Raw genomic sequence first — 21,526 nt, 5'->3', positions numbered from 1 at the left:
TCTGCGTTTCCGCAAGAAAGCGTGATCCCCTGTCCCGTGGAGGTTACTGTTCGCATACCGGTCCTTGGCCGGGAAATAAACCGTTGGCAGGCGGAACCTGCCGCGTTCGCGCGTTGACAAGCTTGACTGAAGCTTGAACATGCGCGGACGTCTGCATTTGTCTGGAGGGTGTTATGGCAATGCGCGCGGCTCGTGGTCTGTCTATCCTTATCCTTCTTTTCTTTGCCTGGGCCAATGTCTTAGCCTGGAGCAGCGTCGCGCAAGCGGCCGAGGCCCGGCGAATCGCAACATCAGACAATTCCGACTATTTCGGCTTTGACCTCAGATCCGACCAGAATGTCACCCTCGACCAGTGCAAGACGACATGCCTTGGCGATCCGGCCTGCCGCGCCTTCACTTACAACACCAAAGCCAAATGGTGTTTTCTCAAATCCGACTACAACCAGCTGAAGCCCTTCAGCGGCGCGGTTGCCGGCAAGATCGTCAACATTGACGGCGATCCCGATATCGGCGCCCCGCCGGAACTCGCCTTCTTCCCCAACTGGATGGCCGATCAGGCCCAGCAATACCGCAACAAGCTGCTTGGCCCCGCTTTTGACAAGCCGACCGAGGGCATGGCGGCCCTGATCAACGCGGCCGAGCAGGCCGTTCTGACCGGCGACCATCGCTCCGCCATGCAGAAATACGAAGCCGCGGTCTCGGTGATGCCCGACGATGGCCGGCTCTGGCTCGATCTGGCGCGTGAAACGCTGGCCGTGCAACCCGCCACCAACACCTCCGAGGCGTCTACCTTGCCGATGAACGGCACTTCGGCTGCTTTCAACGCCTACAAGCTTTTGCGCACCACCAAGACGCGCGCCGACGTGCTGGCCCTGCTTGGCGCCGGCCTCGACAAGCGCGATCTCTACCGCCCGGCGCTGCAGGCCTATGAGGCGAGCCTTGCGCTCGTAACGTCCCCGGCCGTCCAGGCCGACTATGCCGATCTCAAGGCCCGCAAGGGTTTCCGTGTCGTCGACCACAGCGTCGATGCCGACACCAGCGCGCCGCGCATCTGCGCGCAATTCTCCGAGGAACTGGTCAAGACCGGCGTCGACTACGCGCAGTTCGTCACCGTCGACAACGCACCGCCCAAGGGCGTCGAGGCCAAGGACAAGCAGATCTGCGTCGAAGGGCTCGAACACGGCCAGCATTACGACGTCACCTTCCGCGCCGGCCTGCCGGCGGCCATCGGCGAAGTGACCGCCGCTCCCGTGGTGCTGTCGATCTATGTGCAGGACCGGGCCCCATCCGCTCGCTTCACCGGCGACAGCTTCGTGCTGCCGGCCGGCGCACGCCGCGGCATTCCGGTCGTCACCGTCAACATGAACGCCGCCCAGATGAAGCTCTACCGCATCGGCGACCGTTCGCTGGCGCAGCTTCTGTCGGGCTACCAGTTCCTGCACCAGCTCGACAGCTATGACATCTCCAACATTTCCGAGCAGATGGGCGCGCCGGTCTGGCAAGGCCAGATCGACATCGTCAACGACCTCAACAAGGAGGTCACCACCTCCTTCCCGGTCGACGAAGCGCTGCCGCAACGCAAGCCCGGCGTCTACGTGCTGACCGCCCAGCCGGTCAACGACAAGAGCGACAACTATGGTTCGATGGCCACGCAGTGGTTCGTCGTCTCCGACATCGGCCTGTCGACCTATACCGGCCAGGACGGGCTCAATGTCTTTGCCCGTTCGCTGGGCTCAGCCAAGCCGATAGGCGGCGCCGAACTGACGCTGGTTGCCCGCAACAACGAGGTTCTCGGCACCGCGACATCAGACGCCGACGGCCACGCCGTCTTCAACCCCGGCCTGACGCGCGGCGACGGCGGCATGGTTCCGGCGGTGCTGATGGCCAAGCAGGGCGACAATGATTTCGTCTTCCTCGATATGTCCAAGGCCGGCTTCGACCTGTCCGACCGCGGCGTCACCGGACGCGCGGCGCCCGGCGCGCTCGACGTCTATGCCTGGACCGAGCGCGGCATCTACCGCGCCGGCGAGGATGTCCATGTCGCCGCCCTTGCCCGCGATGGCGCCGCCAAAGCGGTCGAGAACCTGCCGCTGACCTTCATCTTCGCGCGCCCCGACGGCGTCGAGGACCGCCGCATCGTCAGCGACGGCGCCTCGGCCGGCGGCCATGCCGTCGACCTGCCGCTCGAACCCAACGCCATGCGCGGCACTTGGTCGGTGTCGATCCACACCGACCCGAAGCAGCCGGCGGTCGCCAGCCAGATGTTCCTGGTCGAGGATTTCGTGCCGGATCGCATCGAATTCGACATGAAGGCCGACAAGCAGGAAATCGAGCGGGGCGAAACCGCCAACATCAACATCGACGGCCGCTTCCTCTATGGCGCGCCGGCGGCGGGCCTGGCGCTGGAAGGCGAGTTGACGCTGTCGACGGCGCGCGACTGGGACCGCTTCCCCAACTTTTCCTTCGGCCTCGCCGACGAGCAGTCGGCGGAGCCCTCGGTCACGCCGCTGACCAACCTGCCGGTGGTTGGCGATGACGGCAAGGCGACCTTCCCGATCTCCGTCGACCAGTTGCCCTCGACGACCAAGCTGGTCGACGGCAAGGTGACGGTGCGCATGCGCGAGACCGGCGGCCGCGCCATCGAGCGCTCGCTCAACATCGGCATCCGCCCGCAAGGCCATATGATCGGCATCCGTCCTGATTTCGCCGACGATGAAGTGCCGCAGGGCGGCACGGCCAAGTTCAGCCTGATCGCCGTCGATCCGGCCGGCAAGCGCGAGGCGCTGAAAGGCGCGCAGTGGACGCTGGTCAAGGTCGAACGCAATTACCAGTGGTACCGCTCCAACAATTCGTGGAACTACGAGCCGGTCACCTTCACCAAGTCGATCGCCAACGGCCAGATTGACCTCAACGCCGATGGCGACGCCACGGTCTCGGTCCCGGTCGACTGGGGCCAGTACAGACTCGAGGTCGAGACCTCCGATCCCGAGGGTCCCGCCACCAGCTACGAGTTCGACGCCGGCTGGTATGTCGCCTCGACCACCACCGAGACGCCTGACGGCCTGGAGATCGCCCTCGACAAGGACAATTATGCCGCGGGCGAAGTGGCTAAGCTGAAAGTCTCGCCGCACTTTGCCGGCGAACTTCTGATCAATATCGGCTCCGACAAGCTGTTGAAGACCATCACGGCAACGGTGCCGGTTGGCGGCAGCACCGTCGACATTCCGGTCGGCGACGACTGGGGCGCCGGCGCCTATGTCACGGCAACCCTGTTCCGGCCGGGCGATGCGCAGGAGACGCGCATGCCGGCCCGCGCCATCGGCGTGAAATGGCTGACGGTCGATCCGGGCTCGAAGAAGCTCGCCATCACCTTGACGCCGCCGGACAAGACCATGCCGCGCCAACAGCTGTCGATCCCGGTTTCCGTGGCCGGCGTGCAGCCGGGCACCAACGCCTATGTCATGGTCGCCGCCGTCGATGTCGGCATCCTCAACCTGACCAATTACAAGGCGCCGGACCCGGAGAACTGGTTCTTTGGCCAGCGCATGCTGGGCATGGAGATCCGCGACATCTATGGCCGCCTGATCGATGGCTCGCTCGGCACCACCGGCAAGCTCAGGACCGGCGGTGACGGCGCCAACATGCAGGCGCAAGGCAGCCCGCCCACCGAAAAGCTGGTCGCCTTCTTCTCCGGCCCCGTCCAGCTCGATGCCGACGGCAAGGCACGGATCGACTTCGACATCCCGCAGTTCAACGGCACCGTGCGCGTCATGGCTGTCGCCTGGACCAAGGAAGCGGTCGGGCATGCCCAGTCGGATGTGATCGTGCGCGACCCGGTGGTCATCACCGCCGGCCTGCCGCGCTTCCTGGCCCCTGGCGACGCCGCCGTCATGCGGCTCGACGTCGCCGACACCGACGGCCCGGCCGGCGACTATGCCTTCTCGATCGATACGACGGGCGATCTGTCGACCGGTGACAAGCCCCTGCCCCAGAAGCTGACGCTCGCCCAGGGCAAGCGCCAGACGCTGACCGTGCCGCTGATCGCAAAGACGGCGGGCAATGCCTCGCTCACCATCAAGCTGGCGCACGCCGACGGCACCAAGGTCGAGCAGACGCTCTACGTGCCGGTGCGCCCGGCGCAATTGCCGGTCACCACGCGCCTTGTGGTCGACCTCAAGGGCAATGGCGGCGCGCTGCGCGTCGACAAGGAGCTCCTGGCGGCAAGCCTGCTTGAGGGTGCCTCCGTCAGTGTCGGCGTTTCGCAGGCGGCAGCCTTCGACGTGCCGTCGCTGCTGATGACGCTCGACCGCTACCCCTATGGTTGCGCCGAGCAGACCACCAGCCGCGCCATGCCGCTTCTCTATGTCAATGAGATGGCTTCCGGCATCGGCATGGAAAGCGACCCCGACCTGCACGGCCGCATCCAGGATGCCATCTACAAGGTGCTGAGCTACCAGTCCTCGAGCGGCAGCTTCGGCCTGTGGGGTCCGGGCTCAGGCGATCTGTGGCTCGACGCCTATGTCAGCGAGTTCCTGACCAGGGCGCGCGAGCAGAAATACGATGTGCCGGCTCTCGCCATGAACCAGGCGCTGAGCAATCTGCAGAACTCGCTCGGCTACGACCAGAGCGTACAGGACCGCGGCAGCGAGATCGCATACGCCCTCTACGTGCTGGCCCGCAACAAGAAGGCCTCGATCGGCGACCTGCGTTACTATGCCGACACCCAGCTCGAAGCCTTCTCGAGCCCGATGGCCGTTGCCCAGCTGGCGGCGAGCCTTGCGCTCTACGGCGATACCCAGCGCTCGGAGGCGACGTTCAAGACCGCGCTTCAGCTCGCCAAGTCGCAGACCGACTACGACTGGTACCGCTCCGACTACGGCTCGGCGCTGCGCGACGGCGCGGCGATGCTGTCGCTGGCGGCGGAATCGAAGCCGGTGTCGACGATCGTGCCGGAGCTGATCAAGCTGGTGACCAGGGAACGCGCCGAAGTCCGCTGGACCAGCACCCAGGACGATTCCTGGATGCTGCTGGCGGCTCGCGCGCTGAAGGAAGGCAATGACTCGATCACGCTGACCGTCAATGGCGCGCCGCATTCGGGCGGCTATTCCAACCAGGTCAACGGCTCCGAGCTGGTCGACAGCCCGCTCGAAATCGCCAACACCGGCAAGACCCCGCTGCAGGCCGTCGTCACCACCGTGGCGTCGCCGATCCAGCCCCTGCCGGCCGGCGGTGACGGCTTCACCATCAACCGCACCTACTACAAGCTCGATGGCACCGAAGCCAATGTGACGGAGGCGACCCAGAACGAACGCTATGTCGTCGTGCTCAAGGTCACCGAACAGAACAGCTGGCCGTCGCGCCTGCTGGTCACCGACCTGTTGCCCGCCGGCTTCGAAATCGACAATCCCGGCCTGGTCTCCAGCGCCCAATTGACGAACTTCTCCTGGCTGGCACAGACCGACGCCGCGCATCTCGAATTCCGCGACGACCGTTTCGTCGCGGCGTTCAACCCGGCCGACGGCGAGCACGACCACAATCTGACCCTCGCCTATGTCGTGCGCGCCGTGACGCCGGGCACCTACGCCCATCCGGCGGCAACGGTGGAAGACATGTACCGGCCGCAATATTCGGCCCGCACCGCCACCGGCATGATGGAGATCAAGGCACCGTAAGGCGCCTGTTGTGACGATCATGCAAATGGCGATTGCGCTCAGCACAGCTCCCTTCTCCCCGTCACTATACGGGGAGAAGGTGGCGGCAGCCGGATGAGGGGCAGCGCCATGCTCTCCAGAAAATTTCTCCATCGAGCAGCGATAACCGCAGCGTCCTGCGCCGGCCTTGCAGTCCTCTCCGCAGCCTCCCTCTGGGAACTCGACCGCGCCTTTCCGCCGCCGCTGCCGGCGGAACTCACCGTCTCCACCGAAGTCCAGGACCGCGACGGCCAGCTGTTGCGCGCCTTCGCCACGCCGGACGGCTACTGGCGGCTCGAAACCCGGCTCGACCAGGTCGACAAGCAGTTCGTCGACATGCTGGTCACCTATGAGGACAAGCGCTTCTGGGACCATCAGGGCGTCGACGTGCTGGCACTCGGCCGCGCTGCCGGCCAGCTGATCACCAGCGGCCACATCGTCTCCGGCGGTTCGACGCTGTCGATGCAGCTCGCCCGCCTGATCGAGCCGCGCGAAAGCCGCAGCCTCGGCTCCAAGATCAAGCAGATGCTGCGCGCCATCCAGATCGAGCGGCGGCTGTCCAAGCGCGAGATCCTCGAACGCTACCTGACGCTGGCGCCCTATGGCGGCAACCTCGAAGGCGTGCGCGCCGCCTCGCTCGCCTATTTCGGCAAGGAACCGAAGCGGCTCACCGTCTCCGAAGCCGCCCTGCTCGTCGCGCTGCCCCAATTGCCGGAAAAACGCCGGCCCGACCGCAACCTCGAAATCGCGCATGCCGCCCGCGACCGCGTGCTGACCCGCATGGTGTCCTCGGGCCTGATCGGCGAACGCGAGGCGGCACGCGCAGCGCTCGACGATGTTTCGGGCCTGCGCCGCACCTTGCCGGCGCTCGCCGCGCATGCCGCCTATGCGATGCTGCCCAGGGCCGTTCCCGGTCAGCCGCTCAAGCTGACGATCCGCAAAAGCGTCCAGCAAGGGCTTGAACAAGTCGCGCGCGACGCCGCGACCAAGCTCGGGCCGCGTCTGTCCGTCGCCATGGTGCTGGCCGACTCCCGCACGGGCGACATTCTGGGCGAAGTCGGCTCGGCCAATTTCTTCGACGCCAGCCGTTCCGGCTGGATCGACATGACCAAGATCGTGCGTTCGCCTGGCTCAACGCTGAAGCCGTTCATCTATGGCCTTGCCTTCGAACAGGGGCTGGTGGCGCAGGAAACGCTGATCGAGGATAGCCCGGTCGATTTCGGCGGCTACCGGCCCAGAATTTCGACATGGGCTACCAGGGTGATGTCAGCATCCGCCAGGCGCTGCAATTGTCGCTCAACGTACCGGCGATCCGCGTGCTCGACGCGGTGGGGCCGGCGCGGCTGACGGCGCGCTTCCGCCAGGCCGGCGTCAACCCGATCCTGCCGGTCAACGAGGCGCCGGGCCTCGCCATCGGCCTCGGCGGCGTCGGCGTCACGCTGCGCGACCTCGTCCAGCTCTATACGGGGCTCGCCAATGGCGGCAAGACGCACACGCTGCATGACGGCACCGAGCCGGCCAATGCCGAGCGCACCACCGCCACCATCCTCAACGACCAGGCCAACTGGCAGATCATCGACATCCTCTCGGGTGTAAAGCCGCCGGAAGGCGCCTTGCAGCGCGGCATCGCCTACAAGACCGGCACCTCCTACGGCTACCGCGACGCCTGGTCGGTCGGCTTCGATGGCCGCTATGTGCTTGGTGTCTGGGTCGGCCGGCCGGATGCCAGCGCCGTGCCGGGCCTTTCCGGCTATGTCTCAGCTGCCCCGATCCTGTTCGAGGGCTTTGTCCGTTCCGGCCTGGCCACTGTGCCGCTGCCGGGCAAGCCACCCGGCGCCTTCACCCCCAAGCGCGAGGACCTGCCGGTGACGCTTGCCCGTTTCGGTGCCGGCGCCGACGGCCTGGTGCAGGCGACGCCGACCGAACCCGCGCCGACCATCATCTTCCCGCCGGACGGCGCCCGCGTCGACCTCGCCACCAATTCGGCCGATGCCTCGCCGCTGGTGCTGAAGCTGCAAGGCGGCCGCGCGCCATTCCGATGGCTGGCCAATGGCAAGCCGCTCTCCGGCATCGACCGCCGCCGCACCGCGACCTGGCTGCCCGACGGCGCTGGTTACTCGACGCTGACCGTGATCGACGCGGCGGGGCGGGCGGCGAGCGTGAAAGTGTTCGTTGAATAGACGGCTGGAAGCGATTCATCGAACTGGCTTTCTGAAAACTCTGCGAATAGCGAGATACCCTTCTGATGTTAGTCGCGAGGCGCCCCCCTCTGCCCTGCCGGGCATCTCCCCCTCAAGGGGGGAGATCGAATGTCCTTGCCGCTTTCGCCAATTGTCGATGGTGGAGAAAGACGCCAAAGCTGCCAATCTCCCCCCTTGAGGGGGAGATGGCCGGCAGGCCAGAGGGGGGTGCCTCGCGCAAACCTCTCTTGTCGGCAGCCTCGGCACTGGCAGCAACAATCCTCGTCACGGCAACCCCTTTCTCTGCTTGCGCCAACCCCCTGCCCGCCGGCTTCGTCCGCCTCACCGATATCGCTCCTTCGATCCGCCAGGACATCCGCTACGCCGGATCGGACGATTTCCTGCACCGCAAGGTGAATGGCTACGACGCGCCGGTCTGCATTCTAACCTTGCAGGCAGCGCAAGCCCTGGCTGGCGTCCAGCAGGCAATGGCCGCGAAAGGCCTGACACTGGTCGTGTTCGACTGCTACCGCCCTGCCCGCGCCGTCGCCGACATGGGCAAATGGACACGAGAGGGCGGGCCGCCCGATCCGCAATGGTATCCGAAGGTCCGGCGTGGCGACCTCATCGCCAAGGGCTATGTCGGTGAACTGTCAACCCATTCGCGCGGCTCGACCGTCGATGTCGCGATTGCGAGGCTTGGCGGTCCATCCGTCTCCAAGCCGGCCTGTGGCGCCATCGATGCCGATACGCTCGACTTCGGCACCGGTTTCGACTGTTTCGACCCGATGAGCGAGACGGCCCACCGCCCGCTCGGCAGTGAAGCGACAGCAAACCGCAAGCTGCTCGTCAGTGCCATGCTTGCCGGCGGTTTCAAGAACTATGCACGCGAATGGTGGCACTTCACGCTGACAAACGAACCGTTCGCCAGGGAGCGCTTCGACTTCCCGATCGCCGCCGAGCGAGGCGAAAGCGGCACCAGGCCGCAGGAATTGCTGTGCAGCAGGCCGCTAATTCAGAAAGTTGTTGTATAATTACAACATAAATTACTGGTAACTAATAATTGCCCAGAAATCGGGCAAACTCAAATTGCAATTTTCTTCCGTAAGGTTACCCATGTCCGTGGGTAGGAGGGCTTCTCATGAAGCTTACGTCGGATTTCGACGTCGCGTTTGCGCGCGGCGATGTTCAACTGTGTCCAAAGCGCCGCCGCCTGCTCCTTCTGGGAACAGCGCTCGGTTCGACGCTGATAGCACTCTCTGCTTCCCCGTCCTTCGCGGCCAACTGCACGCAACCGGCCTCGCCCTCACCAATCACCGTCACCGGTGCGGCGACACCGATATCCTGCACCAACACCGTTGCACGCACGGCAACCGTGGCCGGCGACAACGCGATCGGTATTGTGACGACGGGTAACGGCAACACCGTCGACATCACCAACAGCGGCCTGCTGACGACAAATCCGACCTCGCTCATTCCCGGTCCCAGCTTCTCGCAATCGAAAGGCGCGCGCGGCATCTATGCCGGCACCAACGGCATCGGCGCCGACATCACCATCAACAACACCGGTACGATCAATTCCTACAGCGACAGCATCAAGGCGGTCAGCGCCGCCACGAGCGGCCCTGTGTCAAGCAGCGACACGCATATCAGCATCACCAATTCGGGCAATTTGACCGCGGGCCCCAATGCCGAGGGCATTTTCGCCAACGCCAGCTATGGCTCCAACAATGCCGTGACGATCGACAACACCGGGGCCATCCAGACCGGCGCCAGCGCCTCGATGAACGGCACCTCCTCCGGCATCTTCGCCGATGTCGACGGCGACAACGGCAAGGTCAACGTCACCAACAATGGCGCAATCAGCACGACAGGCGCCAGCGCCGCCGGCATCTCGGCGATCGCCAGCTACTATCATGGCGATAACAGCAGCATCGTCATCAACAACAAGTCAGGTGGCACGATCACCACCGCCGGCGTCAGCGCCTATGGCATCTTCGCGCAGGCTGGCAGCATCGCACCAACCAACTCCCCGCCGAACCCCGACAATGGAGGCACCGTCAAGATCACCAACGCCGCCACCGTCAGCGCTGGTTACATGGGCATTGCCGGCTTCGCCTATGGCACCGGCGGCAACATCACCATCGACAACAAGGGCAATGTAACCTCCGGCACCGGCGGCGCTGATGGTTCCGATGGCATCAAGGCGTCGTCAAACAGCGGCAACTCGACGATCACCATCACCAACACCGGCAATATCGACACCACCAGCGGCGGCGACAAGTCGGTCGGCATCGAGGCCGTCAACGGCCCTGGATTCACCGGCTCCAACCTGAACATCTCGGTCACCAACTCGGGCAACATCACCACGGCCGCGGAATCGGTCGGCATCAAGGCCGCCTCGACCGGCGCCAACGGCGTGGTGACGGTCGACAACAGCGGCGCCATCCAGACCGGCGCCAGCGTCTCGACCATCGGCGGCTCGACCGGCATCTTCGCCGATGCCGATGGCGACAACACCAAGGTCAGCGTCACCAACAGCGGCGCGATCACTACGATCGGCACCAGCGCGGCCGGCATCTCGGCGATCGCCAATTACTACAATGGCAACAATGGCAGTGTCGTCGTCAACAACAAGGCCGGCGGCACCATCACCACGACCGGCAACGATGCCTATGGCATTTTTGCCCAGGCCGGCAGCATCGCGCCGAGCAACAACATTCCGAACCCGAACAATGGCGGCACGGTCAAGATCACCAACGCCGCCACCGTCAGCGCCGGTTACATCGGCGTCGCCGGCTTCACCTATGGCACCGGCGGCAACATCACCATCGACAACAAGGGCAACGTCACCTCCGGCACCGGCGGCGCCGATGGTTCCGACGGCATCAAGGCATCGGCCAACAGTGGTGACTCGACGATCACCATCACCAACACCGGCAACATCGATACCACCAGTGGCGGCGACAAGTCGGTCGGCATCGAGGCCGTCAACGGCCCGGGATTCAACGCCACAAACCTGGTCATCTCCGTCACCAATTCGGGCGACATCACGACAGGCGCGGAATCGGCGGGTATCAAGGCCGCCTCGAGCGGCGCCAACGGCATGGTGACCGTCGACAACAGCGGCGCCATCCAGACCGGCCCCAGCATTACGACCAATGGCGGCTCGACCGGTATCTTCGCCGATGTCAACGGCGGCAACAGCCTGGTGAAAGTCACCAACAGTGGTGCGATCACGACCAGCGGCACCACCGCGGCGGGCATTTCGGCGATCGCCAACTACTATGGCGTCGTCAGCGGTAAAGTCATCGTGCCCACCAACAACGGCAGCGTCGTCGTCAACAACAAGGCCGGCGGCGACATCACCACCACGGGCAGCGACGCCTTTGGCATCTTCGCCCAGGCCGGAAGCGTCAACCCACAGAACCAGAGCCCCAACGCCGACAACGGCGGCACCGTCACCGTCACCAATGCGGCGACCATCAATTCCGGCGGCAAAGGCATCGGCGCCTATACCTACGGCTCGAACGGCACGGTCACCGTCACCAACAGCGGCGGTATCTACTCGGCCAATGAGGAAGGCATCTACGCCAAGTCGAACGGCGACAGCAGCAACGTCATCGTCACCAATTCGGGATCCGTCAACGCCTATGGTGGCGTGGCGGGCGTTGCCGCCTATACAAGTGGCACCGACAGCAACATCGTCATCACCAACAACAAGAATTCCAGCCTCTACGGTGTCGGCTTCGGCGTCATCGCCGAGACCACCGGCGCGGCCAGCACCATCACCGTCACCACCGATGGTGAGGTGTATGGCGAACTCGGCGGCATCAAGGTGAATTCGACTGGCGGGGCCACCATCAATGTCGGCACGTCGGGCTATGTCGGCGCCGACAACTTCCTTGCCATCAAGTCGACAATCGGAACGGTCGAGATCAACGACAATGGCGTGATTGCTGGCAGGGTCGAGTTGAGCGACGCCGGCAACGTCATGAACATCGATGACAAGGGCACCTTCCGGGCGTTTACCGACAGCACTTTCGGCGCCGGCAACGACACGCTCAACAATGCCGGCGTCGTCAACGCGTCGGGCAGCTATTTCGGCTCGTCGCCGAACACGGTCACCCTCTCCGGCCTCGAAAACTTCATCAACGGCAGCCTTGGCTCCGGCCCCGGCCTGACGACGATGATCGACGGCGTGGTCGGCGACAAGCTGACCACCTCCGGCAATTTCACCGGCCAGGGCAACTCGAAGCTTGGCGTCGACGCCGATTTCTCGAACAACACAGCGGACACGCTGACGATCGGCGGCAATTCGTATGGCCACACCAATCTTGTGGTGAACGTCACCGCCATTGCGCCCGGCGTACCGACCGCGACCTTCATCCCGGTCGTCACCGTCACCGGCACGACCTCGGACAGCAATTTCGATGTCCCCGCACCGGTCAATGCCGGCCTGTTCGCCTACGACCTCTTCCTTCAAGGCAATCAGCATGGCCTGCGCTATGTCGGTCTCGGCAACGCAGCCTTCGAACTGCCGGCCGGCATCACCGGCGCGCAGAATGTCTGGCAGGACACGACCGGCTTCTGGCAGGACCGCATGGCCGACCTGCGCACGGAGGCCAGCGGAACGCACAATGCCGACATGCCCGAAGAGAACCTGAAAACGCGCATGGGCGGCATCTGGGCCCGTGCTTCGGGCGACTGGTCAAGCCAGGACGCCGACACCAGCTACACCGATCCGGTCTCGCAGCAGACAGAGACGCTCAATCTCGATCGCAGGCAACAAACCGGCGCTTTCCTTGGCGGCATCGATATGGGCCTGGAAGGTGTGGCCGGCGGCGACATGCTGTTCGGCGTCATGGCCGGCTACGTCACCTCGAAGCTCGACTTCAAGGCAACGGATGACAGCTGGGACTACAAGGGCGGCACGGTCGGCGCTTATGCGACCTATCTCAACTGCGGCTTCTACCTCGACGGCCTCGTCAAGGCCGACTTCCTCAATGTCGACATCAACGACGGCCAGGGCGGCGTCAGCGACAAGGCGAGCACCAACGCCACCAACATCGGCGTGCGTCTCGACACCGGCTACCGCGTCGCCACGAGTTGGGGCTTCGTCGAACCGCAGGCCAGCCTGGAATGGGTCCACACCACCATGGACTCGCTTTCGATCTTCGGTGGCGACGTCGACTTCCAGAACGGCAGCAGCGGCCGTGCCAGGATCGGCGTGCGCATCGGCACCGACATGCAGATGAATGGCATGACCGTCAGCCCCGACCTGACGCTCAGCGTGTGGAACCATTTCGGCAGCGACAACGCCGTCAACATAGACTTCCCCGGCAACGCCTTCTCGGCCACCGACAGCGCCGGCAACGGCACATCTGGTGAAATCGGTGTCGGCGTGAATGTGGCGAGCGCCAGCAACTGGTCCGGCGTGGTGCGCGGCAGCGTCCGCTTCGGCGACCACTACAGTGCCGGTTCCATCGGCGCGGCCATACGCTACGGCTGGTAGAGTCCGGCGATTGCATTGAAATTCTTGCGCCGGCCCTCGTGGCCGGCGTAGTCATGAATGGGTCCATCCATGGAGCAAGCGTGAGCACATCCAAGGTCACCGACGAGACCCCGGCAAAGCCGACGGAAACAGCTCCCGCCGGGCCGGCCGAGCAGCAGACGAACGTCTCGTTGTCGCGCGGCTTCATCGGCTGGATGGAGACGGCGCAATGTTCCCTCGCCTTCACTTCCTACCAGACCGGGCAACTGTTCCTGGTCGGCCTGACCGGCGACAAGAAGGCCTCGATCCACCAGACCAGCTTCACCAGGGCGATGGGGGTGACCGTTGCCGGGCAGCGCATCGTGCTTGCCTCCGACACCGCAATCTGGCGGCTCGAAAACATCCTTGGACCTGATCAGATTGCCAACAACGTCTACGACCGCATGTATATGCCGCGCGCCGCCTCCTACACCGGCGACCTCGACATCCATGAACTGGCGGTGCGGGAAGACGGGCAGATCGTCTTCATCAACACCAAATTCTCGTGCCTGGCGACGCTGAGCCCGACGCACTCCTTTCGGCCGCTGTGGAAGCCCTCCTTCATCAGCAAGCTGGTGCCGGAGGATCGCTGCCATCTCAACGGCCTGGCCATGCACAATGGCCGCGCGCGCTATGTCAGTGCCATCAGCCGCTCGGACTCGGTCAGCGGCTGGCGCGACCGCCGCTGGGAAGGCGGCATGATCATCGACATCGCCGAGGACAGAGTGGTGGTCGACGATCTGTCGATGCCGCATTCGCCGCGCGTCCATGACGGTGCGCTGTGGGTGCTCGATTCCGGCCGCGGCTTCCTGGTCCGCATCGGCCTCAAAACCTGGGAAAAGCAGAACATCGCCTTTTGCCCCGGCTTCCTGCGTGGCCTGAGTTTTCATGGCCGCTTTGCCCTCGTCACCACCTCGCTGCCGCGCGACGGTCTGTTCAAGGACCTGCCGCTGCAGGCCAATCTCCAGGCGCGCGACGCCGAGCCGCGCTGCGCGCTCTACATCATCGACCTCCACACCGGCGGCATCGCCGAGTGGATCGAACTCAAGGGGCACATCACCGAGCTGTTCGACATCGCCGTCATTCCGGGCTGCCGCTGCCCTTCCTCGGTGCCGCTCAACAGCCCCAACATGGCTTCGCTGATCACCATCGACAGCGAAGGTTGAGTGGCCGCCTCTCCGCGACGTCCTTGTCACCACCTGACTCGCGCCTAGTTGGGAAACCTGGCCAGCTTGCCTTCTCAGGCCATGAGGAAGAAATTTCTCCAAACAACGAAATCTCATCGAAGATTTTCTTCAGGAGGGCAAAAAAGGCAACATTCGATGCATCTAATTTCTATCAATTCGGTAGATTTGGCGCGGGTTCAACGGAGGCAGAAATGACCAAACCTCATTTCAGGAAACTGCTCGGCGCACTGGTCGCCACATCTGTCCAGTTCGGCACGCTCGGTTTCGCGTTTGCCGACACCACCATCCTCAACGTGTCCTACGATCCGACACGCGAGCTCTACAAGGCCTATGACGAAGCCTTTGCCGCCCACTGGAAGGCCGAGACCGGCGAGACGGTGACCATCCAGCAGTCGCATGGCGGATCGGGCGCCCAGGCGCGCGCCGTGATCGACGGCCTCGACGCCGACGTGGTGACGCTGGCGCTCGAGGGCGACATCAACGCCATCGTCTCCAAGTCGAAGAAGATCAACCCCGACTGGCGCAAGAAATTCGAAAACAATTCAGCGCCTTACACCTCGACCATCATCTTCCTGGTTCGCAAGGGCAACCCCAAGGGCATTCACGACTGGAGCGACCTCGTCAAGGATGGCGTCCAGGTGATCACGCCCAATCCCAAGACTTCGGGCGGCGCGCGCTGGAACTACCTCGCCGCCTGGGCCTACGCCAACGCCCATGATGGTGGCGACGAAGCCAAGAACAAGGAATTCGTCGGCAAGCTCTACGCCAATGCCCCGGTACTCGACACCGGCGCGCGCGGCTCGACCGTGACCTTCGCGCAAAAAGGCATCGGCGACGTGCTGATCGGCTGGGAAAACGATGCCTATCTGGCACTCGACGAATTCGGCGCCGACAATTTCGAGATCGTCTATCCCCCGACCTCGATCCTGGCCGAGCCGCCGGTGGCGATTGTCGACGCCAATGTCGATGCCAAGGGTACGCGCAAGGTGGCCGAAGCCTATCTCGGCTGGCTCTACTCCAAGGAAGCGCAGACGATCATCGCCAAGAACCACTATCGTCCGGCCAAGCCCGAGCTCGTGGCGCCGGCGGATATTCCGAAAACGCCGGAAATCAAGCTGATCTCCATCGACGATCCGCTTTTCGGCGGCTGGAAGAAGGCACAGCCTTATCATTTCGGCGACGGTGGTATATTCGACCAGATCTATAAGCCGGCCCAGTGAGGTTCGGTCGTCCCGAAGAAGCCCGCGAATGGGCTCCTTCGGCAAAGTCTGGTTGAATAAGAAGGGACAATCCAGAACTCCATGACCACAGCACCCGCGCAGGCGGGGTGGCGATTCAGGCAGCCGAGTGTCATTCCGGGTTTCGGATTGACGCTCGGCTTCTCGCTTGCCTACCTCACCCTCATCATCCTCATTCCGCTTTCCGGGCTGGTCTGGCGCTCGGCGTCTCTCGGCTGGGCTGAATTCTGGGCGATCGCCAGTGACCGCCGCACCCTCAACGCGCTGGAAATCAGCTTCGGCACCGCCTTCCTCGCGGCGATCGTCAATGTCGTCTTCGGCACGCTGGTCGCCTGGGTGCTGGTGCGCTACCGCTTTCCTGGCCGTCGCATCGTCGACGCCATGGTCGACCTGCCCTTCGCGCTGCCGACGGCGGTGGCCGGCATTGCGCTCACCACGCTCTATGCGCCGAACGGCTGGATCGGCAAATTGCTGATGCCGCTCGGCATCAAGGTCGCCTACACGCCGCTCGGCATCGTCGTCGCACTCGTCTTCATCGGCCTGCCCTTCGTCGTGCGCACCGTGCAGCCGATCATGGAGGAAATCGACAAGGAGGTGGAGGAAGCAGCCGCCACGCTTGGCGCCAGCCGCTTCCAGATCATCACCCGTGTGCTGTTTCCGGGCTTGGCGCCGGCCATCATCACCGGCTTTTCGCTGGCCTTTGCGCGCGGCGTCGGTGAATACGGCTCGGTCATCTTCATTGCCGGCAATCTGCCCTACAAATCCGAGATCGCGCCGCTGCTGATCGTCATACGGCTGGAGGAATACAACTACCCGGCGGCGACCGCGATCGCGGCGATCATGCTCGCTCTGTCGTTCGTCATGCTTCTGGTCGTCAATCTCGTGCAGACATGGAGCCGCAAGCGCTATGGCTGATCCCGAGATCAAATCCTACGAACCATATCACGAGAGCCGCTCGGCCGCGGTGACCGAAAGCCGTCCGGCGCAGGCCGTGCTGATGGCCACCGCTTTCGCCTTCCTCGGCATCTTCCTGCTCTTGCCGCTGATCATCGTCTTCCATGAGGCGCTGGCGAAAGGCATCGGTGCCTATACGCAAGCACTGGTCGAGGCGGACGCACGCTCGGCCATCCACCTGACGCTGCTCGTCGCTGCGATCTCGGTGCCGCTCAATGTCGTCTTCGGCATCTCCGCCGCCTGGGCCATCGCCAAGTTCGAATTCAAGGGCAAGGCCTTCCTGACCACGCTGATCGACCTGCCCTTCTCGGTCTCGCCGGTTATTTCAGGTCTGGTCTACGTGCTTTTGTTCGGCGCGCAAGGGTTGCTTGGAGCATGGCTGAAGGGACATGGCATCCAGATCCTGTTCGCCGTGCCGGGCATTGTGCTCGCCACTGTCTTCGTCACCTTCCCCTTCGTCGCCCGCGAGCTGATCCCGCTGATGCAGGAACAGGGCAATGGCGATGAAGAGGCAGCGCTCTCGCTCGGCGCCAATGGCTGGCAGACCTTCTGGTACGTGACGCTGCCCAACATCAAGTGGGGACTGCTCTACGGCGTGCTCCTGTGCAACGCCCGCGCCATGGGCGAATTCGGCGCGGTGTCGGTGGTGTCAGGCCATATCAGGGGCCTGACCAACACCATGCCGCTGCATGTCGAAATCCTCTATAACGAGTACAACGCCGTCGGCGCCTTTGCCGTCGCCTCATTGCTTGCCGGGCTGGCGCTGGTCACACTGGTCTTGAAAACACTGCTCGAGATGCGCTACGGCGCCGAGCTTGCCGCGACGCGCGGACATTAGCAGAGGGATTTGTATGGAAGTTCGCGTTGCCAACGTGCGCAAGGAGTTCGAGCGGTTTCCCGCACTCCACGACGTGTCGCTCGACATCAAGTCGGGCGAGTTGATCGCGTTGCTGGGGCCATCCGGCTCCGGCAAGACGACTTTGCTCAGGCTGATCGCAGGGCTGGAGCGGCCGACCCGTGGAAAAATCTTCTTCGGCGACGAGGATGCTTCGCAGAAGTCGATCCAGGAGCGCAATGTCGGCTTCGTCTTCCAGCATTATGCGCTGTTCCGGCACATGACCGTGGCCGACAATATCGGTTTCGGCCTGAAGGTCCGGCACGGACCCTCGCGTCCGCCGGCGCAGGAAATCCGCCGCCGTGCCTCCGAGCTTCTCGACCTCGTCCAGCTTTCCGGTCTCGAAAAGCGTTATCCGGCGCAGCTCTCCGGCGGCCAGCGCCAGCGTGTCGCGCTGGCCCGCGCCATGGCGATCGAACCCAGGGTGCTGCTGCTCGACGAGCCGTTCGGCGCGCTCGATGCGCAGGTGCGCCGGGAACTGCGCCGCTGGCTGCGCGAGATCCATGACCGCACCGGCCACACCACCGTCTTCGTCACCCACGACCAGGAAGAGGCGCTGGAACTTGCCGACCGCGTCGTGGTGATGAGCCAGGGCCGCATCGAGCAGGTCGGCACCGCCGACGACATCTACGACACACCGAACTCACCGTTCGTCTATGGCTTTATCGGTGAATCGAGCTCGCTTCCGGTCAAGGTCGAGAATGGCGAGATCTGGCTTGCCGACCGTCCGATCGGGCTGACGGCGCCGCATGCGCCGAGGGCGACGCGACGCTGTATTTCCGCCCGCACGATGTCGAACTGCTCGACGGCTGCAGCGGCTGCATCGCCGGCACGGTCGCCGCCAGCCGCCGCGTCGCCGGCACGAGGCGGGTTGAGCTCGAGATCGGCGGCGAGCGCCAGCGGGTCGAGATCGAACTGCCGGTCGACCATCCGGCGGCGCAAAAGAGCCGGGTGGCCTTCCGTCCGGGGCGTTGGAAGCTGTTTCCGGCGGCCTGAGACCACGGTGATCCTGGTACGCCAAAGCGACATCTCGGTCCGATGGCAGTGATCTACCCTTTCACCAGGCCTTTCAACGACAGCGCCAAGGTCATCGGATTTTTAGGGGAAGCCGCGAAGCCATAGTGCTCATAGAAGGCTTTCGCCTCGTCCGATATGGCATGAACAAAAATGCCGCGAATCCCGAGGATCGTCGCGGCGTGACCGGCGCGCAGAACGGCGTCTTGCAGCAACGCTGCACCCAGCCCCTTCCCTTGCCAGCCTGCGTCCACGGCGAGACGCCCGAGCACAACCATTGGGATGGGATCCGGCATGTTGCGACGGATGGGGCCAGGCGCCTCCGCAAGATCAAGCCCGCCCGAAGACAGGCAGTAATAACCGATAACGCGCAGGCCTTCCGCCACCACATAAGTACGCGACGCGCCACCGACCTGATTGGCCCGTGCCCTGCGGCGAAGCCATTGGTCGAGGCTTTCGGTACCACTTTGGAAAAGTTCGAGATCGTGGTTTTCGGCCAGGGGCGCGGGCGCCGATAGCATCAGTCCTGCCATGGCTTGGGCGCGTTCATAAGGCGCGCAAAACCTTCCCCGCCTGGCGGTTCATCAAGGATTTCGAGATAGTGCCGGTAACTCTCGGGATCCACCTTGATCAGGGTTTGGTCGAGTAGCGTGTCCTCGGCTGCACGGTAGGCGGCATCGATCATGAAGTCGGAACGGGTTTTCCCGCGTAATTTCGCGGCACGGTCAATCAACATGCGCATATCCTCTCGGATGCGCAGATTGACGGGCTTGGCGTGGGTCTCAGATGCGGCCTTTGTCATGGAAGACTCCTTTCCACCATTCTAGCACTTCGCATACACAATGTGTATCTATTTGTCGCCTTTGCCAGGGAGGGACTGGGAGGGGTCGGCAGAGCGACTCCACTTGAAAGAAAATCCTACGATCCGTCTGTTCGGGCAACGGTTTTTCTAGCAATGAGCGCCAAGCCCTCGACCCCATACCTCGTCGCGTGCCACGCGCCACGGCTATGGTCTGGACATAAACGCATTGCATCCGGAGCCTTTTTCATGAAGCGATTTTTCCTCGGCGTTGCCACTGTTGCCGGCCTGTTCCTCGCATCCTCCCAAGCCTGGTCCGCCGACAAGCTGCTCAACGCCTCTTATGACGTCGGCCGCGAACTGTTCGTTCAGGTCAACAAGGCCTTCGTCGCCGGGCATCCAGGCGTGACCATCGACCAGTCTCATGCCGGCACCTCGGCGCAGGCGCGCGCCATCGCCGAGGGTCTCGGCGCCGATGTCGTCACCTTCAACCAGGTCACCGACATCGACTTCCTGGTCAAGAAGGGCCTTGTCTCGGCCGATTGGCAGAAAGATTTCGCCAACAACGCCTCGCCCTTTTATTCGCTGCCGTCCTTCCTTGTCCGCGCCGGCAATCCCAAGCACATCAAGGACTGGAACGATCTGGTGCGCGACGACGTGCAGGTGATCTTCCCCAACCCGAAGACGTCGGGCAATGCGCGCTACACCTATCTGGCCGCCACCGCCTACGCCAAGGAAGCGTTCAAGGGCGACGACGCCAAGGTGAAGGAGTTCATCACCAAGCTGTTCAACAACGTGCCGATTTTCGACACGGGCGGCCGCGCCGCGACCACGACTTTCGTGCAGCGCGAGATCGGCGACGTGCTGATCACCTTCGAATCCGAAACGCGCGGCATCCGCAAGGAGTATGGCGACGACAAGTTCGAGCAGGTCACGCCGTCGGTCAGCCTGCTGGCGGAATTCCCGGTGGCGATCGTCGACAAGGTCGCCGACGAGCACGGCACCCGCGATCTGGCCAAGACCTATCTCGATTTCCTCTACACGCCCGAGGGCCAGGACATCCTGGCCCAGAACGGCAACCGGGTGCGCGACGCAGCCGTCGCCGCCAAATACAAAGCCGATTTCCCCGAAGTGCGCCTGCTGACGGTGGAAGACGTCTTCGGCGGCTGGGACAAGATCCAGAAAGAGCATTTCGCCGCCGGCGGCCTGCTCGACCAGGCCTATGGCAGCCGCTGACGGCTACGGCATACAAATAACAGATGAGGGAAAGCCGGCAACAAGCCGGCTTTCTTCATTTTTTGCCATCAGTCATGGCGAATACGGCGCCATCCCTGCAAAACGTTACAAAGAATCAACGCGTTTGTGCCTAACGTGCCATTTGGCGTCTTGTTGTCGCGAAATGCCTTCGCGCGGTGAAGCCGTCATTATTTGCACACAAACAGCCGCCAGATGCGAGGTGGTTGGGGCTTCAACGGGTTGACTCGGGCATGCTGACAAAAAAAGGCAAATACGGCCTCAAGGCCCTCGTGCATCTTTCCAGCCTTCCGATTGGCCAATTGGCCTTCGTCAACGACATCGCGGTCGCCAACAACATCCCGAAGAAATTCCTCGACGCCATCCTCGGCGAATTGCGCAATGCCGGCTTCGTGCAGAGTCGCAAGGGCAAGGAAGGCGGCTATCGCCTCGCCCGCCCGGCCTCCGAGATCAAGATCGGCCATGTCGTGCGCGTGCTTGATGGGCCGCTGGCGCCGATTCCCTGTGCCAGCCGCACGCAGTACCAGCGCTGCGAGGATTGCGACGAGGCGACCTGTCAGGTTCGGCACATGATGCTGGAAGTGCGCCAGGCGATCGCCGAGGTGCTGGACAATCGCAGCCTCGCCGCCATGCGCGATGCCGATAACGACGATTTCCCGGTCGAGCTGTCGTCGCAAATCTAATGCATGTCGCCCAAAAGTGACCTCGGTTTTGGGAGAACGACATGCATAACAACAAAGATCTAAAGCGCGTCGCATGACGCGCTTTAGATCGGCGGCTGG

The 21,526-nt window shown here is 63.6% G+C and carries 13 protein-coding genes and 1 pseudogene; 12 read left to right on the top strand and 2 right to left on the bottom strand.

Going from position 1 to position 21,526, the window contains the following annotated elements; all coding sequences use genetic code 11:
* Positions 1–173: 173 nt before the first annotated feature.
* The 10 genes and pseudogenes from AC0V7N_RS19130 (at position 174) to AC0V7N_RS19085 (ending at position 18,673) form a co-directional block, all read left to right on the top strand.
* Positions 174–5,672 (top strand): alpha-2-macroglobulin family protein, encoded by a 5,499-nt coding sequence (locus AC0V7N_RS19130; RefSeq protein ID WP_475450028.1) that lies wholly within the window; start codon positions 174–176, stop codon positions 5,670–5,672.
* Positions 5,673–5,780: 108 nt separating this feature from the next.
* A complete protein-coding gene (locus AC0V7N_RS19125) occupies positions 5,781–7,037 on the top strand; it encodes a transglycosylase domain-containing protein (protein WP_475450027.1) in 1,257 nt (418 codons plus the stop codon).
* Entirely contained in the window at positions 6,938–7,870 is a 933-nt protein-coding gene (locus tag AC0V7N_RS19120; RefSeq protein ID WP_475450026.1) for a penicillin-binding protein 1C, read from the top strand. The genes AC0V7N_RS19125 and AC0V7N_RS19120 overlap by 100 nt, the downstream gene beginning before the upstream one ends.
* A gap of 206 nt (positions 7,871–8,076) precedes the next feature.
* Positions 8,077–8,904 (top strand): M15 family metallopeptidase, encoded by an 828-nt coding sequence (locus AC0V7N_RS19115; RefSeq protein ID WP_475450025.1) that lies wholly within the window; start codon positions 8,077–8,079, stop codon positions 8,902–8,904.
* Positions 8,905–9,011: 107 nt separating this feature from the next.
* Positions 9,012–13,385, top strand: coding sequence for a beta strand repeat-containing protein (locus tag AC0V7N_RS19110; RefSeq protein ID WP_475450024.1), 4,374 nt, complete (start codon positions 9,012–9,014; stop codon positions 13,383–13,385).
* A gap of 80 nt (positions 13,386–13,465) precedes the next feature.
* Positions 13,466–14,569, top strand: coding sequence for a TIGR03032 family protein (locus tag AC0V7N_RS19105; protein ID WP_475450023.1), 1,104 nt, complete (start codon positions 13,466–13,468; stop codon positions 14,567–14,569).
* Between the two features lie 212 nt (positions 14,570–14,781).
* Positions 14,782–15,810, top strand: coding sequence for a sulfate ABC transporter substrate-binding protein (locus tag AC0V7N_RS19100; protein WP_475450022.1), 1,029 nt, complete (start codon positions 14,782–14,784; stop codon positions 15,808–15,810).
* 81 nt (positions 15,811–15,891) lie between these two features.
* The gene (gene cysT, locus AC0V7N_RS19095) at positions 15,892–16,743 is read left to right on the top strand and encodes a sulfate ABC transporter permease subunit CysT (RefSeq protein WP_475450021.1); all 852 of its coding nucleotides are present in this window, start codon (positions 15,892–15,894) and stop codon (positions 16,741–16,743) included.
* Positions 16,736–17,620, top strand: coding sequence for a sulfate ABC transporter permease subunit CysW (gene cysW, locus AC0V7N_RS19090; protein ID WP_475450020.1), 885 nt, complete (start codon positions 16,736–16,738; stop codon positions 17,618–17,620). The genes cysT and cysW overlap by 8 nt, the downstream gene beginning before the upstream one ends.
* A gap of 13 nt (positions 17,621–17,633) precedes the next feature.
* Positions 17,634–18,673: pseudogene (locus AC0V7N_RS19085) on the top strand (sulfate/molybdate ABC transporter ATP-binding protein).
* Between the two features lie 53 nt (positions 18,674–18,726).
* Here AC0V7N_RS19085 and AC0V7N_RS19080 read toward each other — a convergent pair.
* Together AC0V7N_RS19080 and AC0V7N_RS19075 are read right to left on the bottom strand one after the other, a co-directional pair.
* Positions 18,727–19,212 carry a GNAT family N-acetyltransferase gene (locus AC0V7N_RS19080; protein WP_475460399.1) on the bottom strand — a complete coding sequence of 162 codons (486 nt, stop codon included), beginning with the start codon at positions 19,210–19,212 and terminating at the stop codon, positions 18,727–18,729.
* Positions 19,212–19,493: a type II toxin-antitoxin system TacA family antitoxin gene (locus AC0V7N_RS19075; RefSeq protein ID WP_475450018.1), complete on the bottom strand. Its 282-nt coding sequence runs from the start codon at positions 19,491–19,493 to the stop codon at positions 19,212–19,214. Before AC0V7N_RS19075 ends, AC0V7N_RS19080 begins: the two co-directional genes overlap by 1 nt.
* A 246-nt stretch (positions 19,494–19,739) precedes the next feature.
* Here AC0V7N_RS19075 and AC0V7N_RS19070 point away from each other — a divergent pair, with 246 nt between their 5' ends.
* Positions 19,740–20,726, top strand: coding sequence for a sulfate ABC transporter substrate-binding protein (locus AC0V7N_RS19070; protein WP_475450017.1), 987 nt, complete (start codon positions 19,740–19,742; stop codon positions 20,724–20,726).
* Positions 20,727–20,977: 251 nt separating this feature from the next.
* On the top strand, positions 20,978–21,427 hold the full coding sequence (locus AC0V7N_RS19065) for an RrF2 family transcriptional regulator (RefSeq protein ID WP_027029809.1): 450 nt from the start codon (positions 20,978–20,980) through the stop codon (positions 21,425–21,427).
* Positions 21,428–21,526: the final 99 nt, after the last annotated feature.

This window comes from Mesorhizobium kamtschaticum (genome assembly GCF_056174585.1).
This window is presented reverse-complemented; position numbering and strand designations above follow the sequence as displayed.